7 protein-coding genes are annotated in these 9158 nt (G+C 47.6%); 4 read left to right on the forward strand and 3 right to left on the reverse strand.

Annotation, left to right across the window (positions count from 1 at the left end; translation table 11 throughout):
* From Q0605_RS08270 to Q0605_RS08285, 4 genes are all read left to right on the forward strand, one after another.
* The coding region (locus Q0605_RS08270; RefSeq protein WP_298706035.1) for a hypothetical protein at window positions 1–351 on the forward strand (351 nt) is incomplete at its 5' end.
* 273 nt (window positions 352–624) lie between these two features.
* A complete protein-coding gene (locus Q0605_RS08275; protein ID WP_298706038.1) occupies window positions 625–2175 on the forward strand; it encodes a flavocytochrome c in 1551 nt (516 codons plus the stop codon).
* A 459-nt stretch (window positions 2176–2634) separates the two neighbouring features.
* Window positions 2635–4179, forward strand: coding sequence for a flavocytochrome c (locus tag Q0605_RS08280; RefSeq protein WP_298706041.1), 1545 nt, complete (start codon window positions 2635–2637; stop codon window positions 4177–4179).
* Between the two features lie 148 nt (window positions 4180–4327).
* Window positions 4328–5215: an EFR1 family ferrodoxin gene (locus Q0605_RS08285; protein ID WP_298706044.1), complete on the forward strand. Its 888-nt coding sequence runs from the start codon at window positions 4328–4330 to the stop codon at window positions 5213–5215.
* A 749-nt stretch (window positions 5216–5964) separates the two neighbouring features.
* On the opposite strand, the gene Q0605_RS08290 is transcribed toward Q0605_RS08285, so the two are convergent.
* The 3 genes from Q0605_RS08290 to Q0605_RS08300 all read right to left on the reverse strand — a co-directional run bounded on the left by Q0605_RS08290 (window position 5965) and on the right by Q0605_RS08300 (window position 9102).
* Window positions 5965–7686, reverse strand: coding sequence for a sensor histidine kinase (locus Q0605_RS08290; RefSeq protein ID WP_298706047.1), 1722 nt, complete (start codon window positions 7684–7686; stop codon window positions 5965–5967).
* Window positions 7670–8332, reverse strand: a complete 663-nt coding sequence (locus Q0605_RS08295) for a response regulator transcription factor (RefSeq protein ID WP_298706050.1) — start codon at window positions 8330–8332, stop codon at window positions 7670–7672. The genes Q0605_RS08290 and Q0605_RS08295 overlap by 17 nt, the downstream gene beginning before the upstream one ends.
* Window positions 8333–8463: 131 nt before the next feature.
* Window positions 8464–9102 (reverse strand): hypothetical protein, encoded by a 639-nt coding sequence (locus Q0605_RS08300; protein ID WP_298706054.1) that lies wholly within the window; start codon window positions 9100–9102, stop codon window positions 8464–8466.
* Window positions 9103–9158: the final 56 nt, after the last annotated feature.

Here is a 9158-nt window from a genome sequence, read left to right on the forward strand (position 1 = left end):
GCAAATTATTATCTTTATAATTTCGTAATCGACGAGGCCATGCCTAGCTGCTTTGAGGCGGTCAATGAGCGTCTGGGCTCGGCTGCGCAGGCTAGAGTCGAGGGCATGCAAGACAGCGTGGCACTAGAACACACGGAGTATCTGTATGACCGAGTGCTTCGCTTCCCAAAAAGCGGCTATTTCTATTATGATCCGCGAGACGGAGAGAATAGCAGCGGCGTCATCTACACGCCAATAAACGTGATTATGGCTGGCTCGTGCGCGCTTCCTGCGATCTCTATCGAGGATATGCAATACGAGCAGGTAAATAACTACGATCTGCAAACGCTTAAATTTAAAGTCGCTCGCTAAGGGCTTAGCGATTTTAAGGCTCGGCGCGAATTTTGCATTAATTGCGATTTTCGCGCCGAGCGCGCTTTTGTGTTCACAAGCATTTTACAGACGAGCACCCGATAAAATTTTAAAATTTTGATTCCGCTCGCCCGCCGAATTTCAAAATTTTATATTAATCCCTAAATTTCATAGCTTTTTACTATCCATTCATAGCGTCGTTCTATTTGACTTACCTTTAAATTCGAGTTATCATTTCTTTTAAATATACACTTTTAATTAAAGGAGTTGCAAATGCAAGACGTATCAAGACGTAGTTTTTTAAAGATTAGCGCAGTGGGTGCGGGGGCACTTGCGCTGGGAGCTAGCAGCGCGAGCGCGGCGCAAAACGCCAAGGATGTTAAATTTGATGAGGAATACGATATCGTCATCATCGGCACCGGTTTTGCTGGACTTGCTGCGGCGATTAAAGCTAGCGGGCGCGGTAAAAAAGTGCTGGTGCTTGAAAAGATGGGTCGAGCGGGCGGAAATTCCGTCATCAACGGCGGAAACATGGCTGCTCCGATGAATAAATTTCAAGTAGCGCAGGGCATCAAAGATAGCAAGGAGCTTTTTATCGCTGATGCCGTAAAAGACGGGCTCGGGCTTAACCATACCGATCTTTTAGGCGTGATGTTTGATCGCAGCAACGATGCGGTGGATCTTTTGGTGGGCTGCGGAGCGGAGTTTAGCGATAAGTTGATCTTTGAAAGCGGCCATAGCGTCGCAAGAAGCTTGCAATCGACCAACGGCTCGGGCTCGGGCTACATCCAACCGATGATGGGTAAACTTCAAAACGATCCTAACGTCACGATCAAGACCCGCACGAAATTTGACGATTTTATCGTGGACGACAGCGGTCGTGTCGTGGGTGTAGAAGCTCGTGAGGAGTATAAATTTGATCCGAAGCTCTTTAGCGACGATCTGGAAAATAAAAGCGGCGAGAAAAAGAGCTATAAAGCTAAAGACGGCGTTTTGCTAGCCTCGGGCGGATACGGACGCGATCTATGGTACCGCCAGATCCAAGATCCGCGCGTAGTGCCTAGCATAGACAGCACCAACCATCCTGGAAGCTCGGCGGGAGCGATGCTAGCGGCAAACAGAATCGGCGCATTTACCCTTTTAACGTCGTGGATTCAGTTCCTTCCGTATTGCTCGCCCGATGAAAAGGGCTTCGGCGCCGCAGTAAATTTCACCAACCACTGCTGCAACACCTACGGTCTAACCGTCGATCCAAAGACCGGCAAACGCTTTATGGATGAGCACGCAGGGCGCAAGATCAAGGCGGACGCCTGCTTTAAGGTTATCGGCGAAAGCGAGAAAAACGACAACTATCCGGTAAACGTCTGCGACTCCCAAGCCGTCGCCGCGCGTAACCCAGTCTATACATCAAGGCCGCTGGAAGCGGGCGTCGTGAAGAAATTTGACACGTTAGAGGAGCTTGCGAAGGCTTACAACCTGCCGCTGGAGCCATTTTTAAAGACCGTCGCGGATTATAACTCTTACGTCAAAGCCGGCAAAGATCCGGAATTTGGCAAGGTTGTCGATAAGCTGGACGGCATCGACGTTTCTAAGCCGCCGTTTTACGCAAGCCGCACGATGCCGAAGGTGCACCACACGATGGGAGGACTCGAGATCAACACCAAAGCTCAGGTCATCTCGAGCCTTACTCACGAGCCGATCCCAGGGCTTTGGGCTGCGGGCGAGGTAACCGGCGGCGTGCACGGCGCGAGCAGGCTCGGAACCTACGCGATCCTTGATTGTATGGTTTTCGGAATGATCGCGGGCGAGAGCATCGGGGCTTAAATTTAGCACCTGCGAAATTTCGGCACGAAGCGGGCGTAAACGCGTGCTTTGTTAAATTTCGGCACGGAGTAGCGGTGCGTGCTTTGCGCCGAAATACTATATGCGTATTTAAAATTTTCGAGACAAAGACGCAAAGTGTGCCGTAGAATTTCAAAGCATTTTAAAATTTAAAGCGCTTGAAATTCTGCCGCGCGAGTTTTAAATTTGAATACCGTGCACTTTAAAATTTTATAGCGGCGGCAAAATTTCGCACAGGCGGCGAGCAAATCCGTGCGCCGTAAATTTTAAAATTTACGCCTAAATTTCGGCTAGCGGAGCGGAATTTATTCGCTTTAAATTTGCGCTTTTAAAATTTTCTTTTCTAAATTTTTAAAATTCTATCACTAAGTCTTTTCGTTAAATTCTAAATTTCGCCGCTCTGATGTATAATTTTAAAAATTTCAATGCAAGGAGCAAAAAATGCAAGAAATTTCAAGACGAAATTTTATGAAAATCGGCGCGGCGGGAGCTCTGGCTTTAGCTGCAAGTAGTGCGAGTGCAACACAAAACGCTAAAGACGTAAAATTTGACGAAGAATATGACGTTGTCGTTATCGGTAGCGGTTTTGCAGGCTCGATGGCGACACTTCAGGCTCTTAAGCGCGGCAAAAAAGTGCTTATGATCGAAAAGATGGGCCGTGCGGGCGGCAATTCCGTCATTAACGCCGGCAATATGGCGGTGCCAAATAACGAATTCCAAAAAGCCGCGGGTATCACGGATAGTAAGGAGGCTTTCATCGCAGATTGCCTAAAAGACGGGCTAAATTTAAATCACGTAGATTTGCTAGGCGTCATCTACGACCGCGCAGGCGACGCTTTTGAATACCTAAAAAGCGTCGGAGTGGAGTTTTCGGGCAAGGTGATATCTGCCAGTGGACACTCGCTAAAGCGCGCCGTACAGGCCAAAAACGCCAGCGGCTCGGGCTACATCCAGCCGATGCATAAGGCGATCGAGGAAAATGCAAATGCTGTAATCAAGAAGCGTACTAAATTTGATGATTTTGTCGTAGATGACAGCGGCCGTGTCGTAGGCGTGAAGTGTCGCGAAGAATATAAGTTCGATCCGCAGCTTGCTAGCGACGATAGGGAAAACAAAAGCGGCGAAGTAAAATTTTTTAAAGCCAAAGATGGTGTCATTTTGGCTGCGGGCGGATACAGTTCGGATAAATGGTTTCGCGCGCAGCAGGTGCCGTATCTAAAAGACAATATCGAAACCGTAAGCCAACCAGGCGCTACCGCAGGTGCGCTTATCGCGGCGATGAAGCTAGGTGCGAATCCTTTGCAACTCAGCTGGATTCAACTAAATCCTTATACCAATCCTAGCGAGAAGGGATTTGGTACTTCTGCGCTATTTTCAAATCACTGCGCTAACGACTATGGTCTAACCGTCGATCCAAAGACGGGCAAACGCTTTATGAACGAGCACGCCGGGCGCAAGATCAAAACCGAAGCGATCTTTAAATGCATGGCGGAGAGCGAAAATAACGACAACTATCCCGTAAATATCTGCGATCAAGCCGCAGTTGATGCAAATAATCCGGTCTATACGTCAAAAGGTGTAGAAGCAGGCTCAATTAAAAAATTTAATACCTTGGAAGAGCTTGCAAAATTTTATAAAATTCCGCTGGAGCCGTTTTTAAAAACCGTCGCGGATTTTAACGGCTATGTCAAAGCAGGAAGTGACCCGGAGTTTGGCAAGCCTTTGACAAAAGCCGATGTAGGCGGTATCGACGTATCAAAAGCTCCATTTTATGCGTGCCAAACAAGCCCGAAAATTCTTTACTGCATGGGCGGCGTGCAGATCAATACCAAAGCTCAGGTTATCGACGCAGCTAGCGGCGAGCCGATCGCAGGGCTATATGCAGCGGGCGAAATCACCGGTGGCGTTCACGGCGCAAGTAGGCTCGGTACTATGAGCATGGCTGATTGTATGGTTTTTGGAATGGTGGCGGCAGAAAATATCTGAATTGATTTTGCTTTTTTAGGGTGCGACGGCATATTTAAATTTCGCCGTCACGTCTAAATTTTAAAATTTTATGCAAAAGGTGCGTAAAATTTTATCCATTCGGTAAGGGTTAAATTTCACCGAAATTCGCATAGTTTAGGAGACGGGCATGATAGCGATCTATTTTAGCGCCACGGGCAACACGAAGCATTGCGCAGATAGGCTCATCGCTCATCTTGGCGGCGTTTGCGTCTCGATCGAGAGCGAGGCCTGCGGCGAGCTTTTAAAACACCACAACGACATCATTTTGGCATATCCCGTCTATTTTAGCGACCTGCCGCGTATCGTGCGAGACTTCCTCTACGAAAATGGCGCGAGCTTTAGCGGCAAAAACGTATTCATCCTCGCTACGATGGAGATTTTCAGCGGCGACGGAGCAGGGTGCGCGGCTAGAGTTTTAAAACAATTCGGTGCAAACATAACGGGCGGCGCTCATATCAAAATGCCGGCGTTCATCCTCGACGTGGCGATTTTTGGCTACTCGCGAGCGAAAAACGAGCGCATAATCAAAGAGGCGGACGCTAAAGTCAGACGCGTTGCGGAGGCGCTTAGCGCAAATCATCCGCCGCAAGAGGGGCTAGGCACGCTCTGTCGTATCGCAGGGCTTTTAGGGCAGCGACTTTGGATGAAAATTTGGGATAAAGGCCCCTTTGCTAAGCGTAAGCCGAGCCTTGATCCATCGCGATGCAGCGGATGCGGGGCTTGCGTCAAACCCTGCCCGATGCGAAACATAAAGCTCGCTTGCAAAAAGGCGCAATTCGGCGATGAGTGCACGCTTTGCTACAGGTGCGTAAATATATGCGAGCGCAGAGCGATTACGATCCTAGGCAGGGCGAAAAATTTAGAAAAGTCCATCGCCGCAGACTTGCGAGGGCGAGCTCATACCATGCAAGCTAGCAATCAAATACATGAAAACGGGCGGAAATTTTACTTTTTGATAGCACTGCGTACGGCTAAAGCGCGATGTCTTACAACGAATATGGCGCAGGAAAAGTAACTCGTCGCGAGCTAGTGAAATTTTAATCTACCATCGTGCAAGATCCGCGTAAAATTTGGCTATAGCACCCACTACGACTACGAGACCGACGAGCGCGGTAGTAGGGTCATACTAATAAACGGCGGGGCTGCCTCATAGGGCGAGGTAAGACAAACGGCTTTGATTATATCGCCGTAAGCTACGAGGACGAAGCAGGCAAAAATACAAAATTTCGCTTATGTAGGCGGCCTTTAAATCTCAGTCCGTCTTTTTTGCTCCGTATTTAAATTTTACTTGGTCGCTAGATACTCCTAAATTTAAATTCTCTAGAGCCGAATGTGGCGTCTTAGAATTTTAGCAAAGGTTTATTCTGTAATACTGCGCCGTGAAATTTCAGCGAAGGCTTATTTTGCCGTATACCTCAAAATTCTTAAATTACCCGCGCCGGCCCACTTAAGCTCTAAAGCGCTTGCCTTATCACTTCGCCTAAGGGCAAAATGCCGCGCCTTGTCTTATTAATTCGCCGCGGAATTTCGCGGTAAAACTAAATTTTAAAATTTGACCCATTTAATTTGGCCCATTTAAATTTAAAAGCGCACGACTATCGCAAAAATCATCCGATATTATTGGCGACGCCGGCCTAATTTTAAAATTACACCATCGCCATTATATACAGCTATAGTCATTAAATTTTAAGCAACGATAAGCGATAAAATTTTAAGAATTTCGCCGCCCAGTATTTCTTTACACCACCAAGCCCACAAAACCGCCTAAACCTTCTTAAACTTTACGCTAAATTTGCTTCCGCGTCCTACCTCGCTACGTAGTGAAATCTGCGTGCCATGGATCTTTGCGATTTGTGAGGCGATGGCTAGCCCGAGTCCTGCGCCGCTATTTTGCTCGCGATTTCTGGAACGCTCGATTTGATAGAGCTTGTCCCAGATTTTAGTTTGCAAAGCAGGCTCGATGCCCTCTCCATCGTCGCTTATGCTAAGTTCGCACGCGTCTGCACTGACGCAAAGCTCTAAAGCGACGCTGCTGCGCGTAAATTTTAAAGCATTGCTTAAAAGATTGTTAATCAGCCTGGTCAAAAGCAGCTCATCGCCGTTTACGCGCACGCCCTCGGCTATCTGCGAGCTAAAGCTTAGCCCTTTTTGTGCGCACAAAAGTTGAAAGTCTTGCGCGCACTCGCTTGCGATTTTGCTTAAGCTTACGGGTGCCAAACGCGCGCCGCGCTGCAAGCGGGCAAGCTCTAAAATTTGCTCTATTAGCGCCGAAATTTTACGCGCTTGATTATTGATGACCGCGAAACTCTCCCTCGCCTCGCTCGCGTCTTGCTCGTAGGCTAGGGCATAGTCGCTTTGAGCCAGTATGACGGCAGCGGGCGTACGCAGCTCATGCGAAAGGTCGGCGCTTAGCTGCCGCTCGCGCTCAAATGCGCTTTGCAGCGATGCTAGCATTTCATTAAACGTAGCTGCGAGCGCGCTTAGCTCATCCTTGCCTCGCGGTAGTTCTATTCGCCGCGTAAAATCGCCGCTAGCTCCGATCTCGCTAGCTGTACGCGACATAGTGCGCACGGGCTTAAACGCTCTTTTTATGATCGCGTAGCCGCCGTAGATGATGAGCGCCACAAATAGCGGCGAGAGAATAAGAGCTATCAGCATCACGCGCTTCATCGCAAGCTCAAACTCGCCAACTGCGATGACGCCGCGTATCCATACGCTGCGCCCTTTGATCTGCGCGTCGTAATAGAAAAACTCGTCGTCATCAAGCTCCACCTCGCGCGCGCCTTGAGGCGAGAGCGGCAACGCAGGCTCGAAGCCTTTAGGTACAAACCCCGCGATCACGCCGCCTTGTCCGTCATGTTCGTAGAAAAATACACCGTCATCAAAGCTTCTTAGCTTGTCATCGCGCGCGGCTTTTTGCACTAGGTGGGCAAGCTTTTTTTGGCTGACGGAGCTTCCTGATACTTCGTCTAAAATATAGCCGCAAATGCCGATAATAGCGCCTGCAAGTGCCAAAATAAATACGCTGTAATAAAGCGTCACGCGCAGGCTGATAGGTAGCGCGTGTGAGCTAAAATTTTCCTTAGCGGTTGTAAATACTCTAGATAAGACTTGAGCAAAATTTTGTATTGTGATTTTAGACGCGAAATTTTGTTCTTGACTTTGCGCGAGGACGCTATTAGAATTTTGCGCTAGATCGGGTGTTGCGCCTGTAGCAGAAAAATTTGGCGCGGAATTTGATGCCGGATTTTGCGTGGAATTCCGTTTAAAATTTGACGCCTGGCTTTGAGTAGAATTTAGAGCCCGGTTTAACTCAATATTTTGAGTGGGATTTTTCTTGCGGCTTTTCTTTAAACACGCAAAATTATGCGTAAAATTCTGTTTAAAATTTCGCACGAATTTTAATATGAAAAGCGCCGTAGCGGCAAAAATCTGCTTCGCAATCGCCGAAATTTTAATCCAAATCTTGCTATTTTGCCACGACATAGCCAAGCCCTCGCTTCGTTTCTATTATATCGCCGTGCTCGCCTAGCTTTTTGCGGATATTTTTGATTAAAACATCGATAACATTTGAGCTTGTTTCGTCGCTAAAATCCCAAATACTCTCGCCGATTTGTTCTCGACTCAAAATCGCACCGCGATTTAGCATCAAAAGCTCTAAAATTCTATATTCCTTACCCGTTAGCTCCACTACCTTGCCCGCGCAGACGACCGATTTTTTGCTTAGATTTAGGCGCACTTGCCCTATGATAATTTCGTTATCCGCAGTAGCGTTTTTACGCCTGATAATTGCGCGAAGTCGCGCCAAAAGCTCACGAAAATCAAAGGGCTTAACCATATAATCGTCTGCGCCCAGATCAAGCCCTGCGATGATATCTTCTTTGGCGTCCCGCGCAGTTAAAAATAAAACCGGCGTTCCCAATCTGCGCGCCCGCGCCACCTTCAAAAACTCAAAGCCGTCCATCACAGGCATCATCGCATCAAGCACGATAGCGTCATATTTCGCGACATCCAAAAACTCTAGCGCTTCCTTGCCGCAAAAGGCGCAATCTACGCTGTAGCCGTCCTTTTTCAGACATTTTGTGATGATTTGATTTAGATCTTTTTCATCCTCGACAAGTAAAATTTTCAAAGTGCTCCTTTAAAATTTTGCTAATTCTAATCCGCCATTTTAGCCAAAAACGTATAAATTTTGCGGCGCCTTGGATGTGTAAACCCGCTCATTTTACGCACCGCTAAATTTCAGTAGCGTTGGGAGCTGCGCTAATTCGCAGGCGCCTTTTGCCTAGCTCTAATCTCGCTTGCCTTTTTATCCGCTACGCTTCCTAACCGCCCTAAAAAATTTAGTGCGCCTGCTGCGATATTTAGCGCAAAAAGCCCAAATCCTACGCAGCCAAGCTTGAAATTTTGCTTAGCGATTTCGCGTTTGCAGTGGCTGCAAAGCACTGGCTTGCAAGAATTACAAACCTCCGCGCAGCTTGCTGCGCTGGCAGAATCTCGCGCGCTTGCGAAATTACTTGTATCAGAAAAATTTTGTGTATCGGCGAAATTTTGCTCGCTAGTGAAATTTCGTACACTTGATAAGTCTTGCGTCTGCAAAGAATTCCGCTCGTCCTTATAATCTTTCGCATCCGCAGAAATTTTTTGATTTTCGCAACATTCCACGCTGGAAAAATCTTTAGAATTTTGCTCGCAGGACGCGAGATTCCGCTCGCTTATTTTGCTTGCTAAATTTACCGAAAAATCTTGCGCATTTTCATCTAAATTTTTAGCCGCGTCTGCATTTTGGGCGCCATAAGTTATAGCATCAGCGTTTTTGTTTATGCTAAAATCCCTAGTGTCCAAAGCCTCACTAGTTTGGGCAGAGTTATCTGCTCCACCCTTTAAGCTTTGATTTTTCATCTCACACCTTCACTTATTTTTGACGCTGCAAGATCTGCTCGCCCGTAGCGGCGTCG

This window comes from uncultured Campylobacter sp. (assembly GCF_938017705.1).
GTDB lineage: Bacteria > Campylobacterota > Campylobacteria > Campylobacterales > Campylobacteraceae > Campylobacter_B.

What these genes read in the sequence shown, in the direction of transcription:
- Q0605_RS08275 (WP_298706038.1), top strand. Translation starts at nt 625, where the DNA reads ATGCAAGACGTATCAAGACGTAGTTTTTTAAAGATTAGCGCAGTGGGT.
- Q0605_RS08290 (WP_298706047.1), bottom strand. Translation starts at nt 7,686, where the DNA reads ATGTCGTGGCAAAATAGCAAGATTTGGATTAAAATTTCGGCGATTGCG.
- Q0605_RS08280 (WP_298706041.1), top strand. Translation starts at nt 2,635, where the DNA reads ATGCAAGAAATTTCAAGACGAAATTTTATGAAAATCGGCGCGGCGGGA.
- Q0605_RS08300 (WP_298706054.1), bottom strand. Translation starts at nt 9,102, where the DNA reads ATGAAAAATCAAAGCTTAAAGGGTGGAGCAGATAACTCTGCCCAAACT.
- Q0605_RS08285 (WP_298706044.1), top strand. Translation starts at nt 4,328, where the DNA reads ATGATAGCGATCTATTTTAGCGCCACGGGCAACACGAAGCATTGCGCA.